Genomic DNA, 1552 nt, shown 5'->3' with positions numbered 1-1552 from the left:
TGTCTTGTCCTGAAATGGCTATACGCAAAATCAGGTGTATATGTCTAAAGAAGTTGAACAATTTAGTGTTCGTCCTAACCGCCTTTCACGGTATGATAAGCGGTTGATTTTAAAGGTTGTAGCAGAAGTTGAAGCAGGCTTGCCCAGAAAAGAAGCGACCAGGATTTATCAGTTGGGCAAAACATCCCTGGATTCGTGGCTAAAAAAATACGGTTCTCCGAACTATCAGCAGCATCTGAAACGAAAAAGTTACAGCAATCTTCAGAAGCGAACCATTGTTGCAGCTATTGAGCAGGGGCGTATGAACCTAAGTGAAGCCCAGAGGGCTTATAACGTCAAGGACCAAAAAACGATAAGAGGGTGGTTGGAAAAATATAAATCGGAAAAGATAGAGCTTTGTACAGTAACGCAGCCATCCATGGGTAAAATCAAAAAGACAGCAACCAACGTATCCAATGAAGCTTTACAAAAAGCATTAAAGGAAGCGGAACGTAAACTCAAAGCGCTCAATACATTAATTGATGTAGCAGAAGAACAATTAAAAATTGACATCAGAAAAAAGTCTGGTGCCAGACAGTCATAAAAATGAAAGAAGACTATCCCTCTATAGGTATAGCTACTTTGTGCAGACTGTTTGGCAAAACAAGGCACGCTTATTACGATACCCTATGGCGCAAAGAAAACAACCTGGTGAAAGAAGATATCATTCTTCAGGAGGTGATCAGTGTTCGCAAAGATCTGCCCTCGTTAGGCACCCGCAAGATGCATCATGTATTGCAAGCCAGGCTTGCATCTCATAGCATCAGCATAGGCAGAGACTATCTCTTTGATTTACTTGCCGAACACAGGCTGTTGGTCCGGCGCAGAAAAAGAAAAGTGATCACGACAGACTCCCGCCATTGGATGGGTAAATACAGTAATCTTATTAAAAGCATCACCATAAACCGGCCGGAACAGGTATGGGTAAGCGATATCACTTACATAAAAATCATGAATCAATGGGGCTATTTAAGCCTCATTACAGATGCTTACTCAAGAAAGATTATGGGGTATAGCTTTCAAAACGATCTGACTGCTGAAGGCTGTGTAGCAGCCCTGAAAATGGCATTGGACAATAGAGTTTCTAACGAACAACTGATCCATCATTCAGACAGAGGTTCTCAATACTGTTCACAACAATATGTAAAACTGCTGCTTGAAAACAAGATAGCCATCAGCATGACAGAAAACGGAGATCCTTATGAAAACGCATTGGCAGAACGGATGAACGGAATATTAAAATCAGAATTCAATCTTTATAACACCCAACTGGGTTTTGAACAAACAAGGAACCTGATAAGCAAAAGTATCAATGCATATAATAAGCTAAGACCACATGCCAGCTGCGATTATATGACCCCGGAAGAAGCGCATTTAAAATCAGGAACAATGAATAAGAAATGGAAAAATTATAACCGAACTTATAGCCATCAAAAAGCAACTGTATAGCAATTACAGGACTAAAAATTATATTTGTATAACCGAATCAGGATTTATTTAATAATCTGTATAG

Annotated in this window: 2 protein-coding genes; both read left to right on the top strand. The window is 39.8% G+C overall.

Going from position 1 to position 1552, the window contains the following annotated elements:
• Positions 1–40 precede the first annotated feature (40 nt).
• Positions 41–583: a helix-turn-helix domain-containing protein gene (locus FC093_RS23545; protein WP_137264276.1), complete on the top strand. Its 543-nt coding sequence runs from the start codon at positions 41–43 to the stop codon at positions 581–583.
• A 2-nt stretch (positions 584–585) separates the two neighbouring features.
• Entirely contained in the window at positions 586–1488 is a 903-nt protein-coding gene (locus tag FC093_RS23540; protein ID WP_137264275.1) for an IS3 family transposase, read from the top strand.
• Positions 1489–1552: the final 64 nt, after the last annotated feature.

It is taken from the genome of Ilyomonas limi, from assembly GCF_005233845.1.
GTDB classification, from domain to species: domain Bacteria; phylum Bacteroidota; class Bacteroidia; order Chitinophagales; family Chitinophagaceae; genus Ilyomonas; species Ilyomonas limi.
The sequence above is the reverse complement of the archived record's forward strand: the minus strand, read 5'-3'. Positions and strand labels throughout refer to the sequence as shown.

Bases quoted from the DNA above. Each gene is read 5' to 3' on its own strand.
- FC093_RS23545 (WP_137264276.1), top strand. From the start codon at position 41: ATGTCTAAAGAAGTTGAACAATTTAGTGTTCGTCCTAACCGCCTTTCA.
- FC093_RS23540 (WP_137264275.1), top strand. From the start codon at position 586: ATGAAAGAAGACTATCCCTCTATAGGTATAGCTACTTTGTGCAGACTG.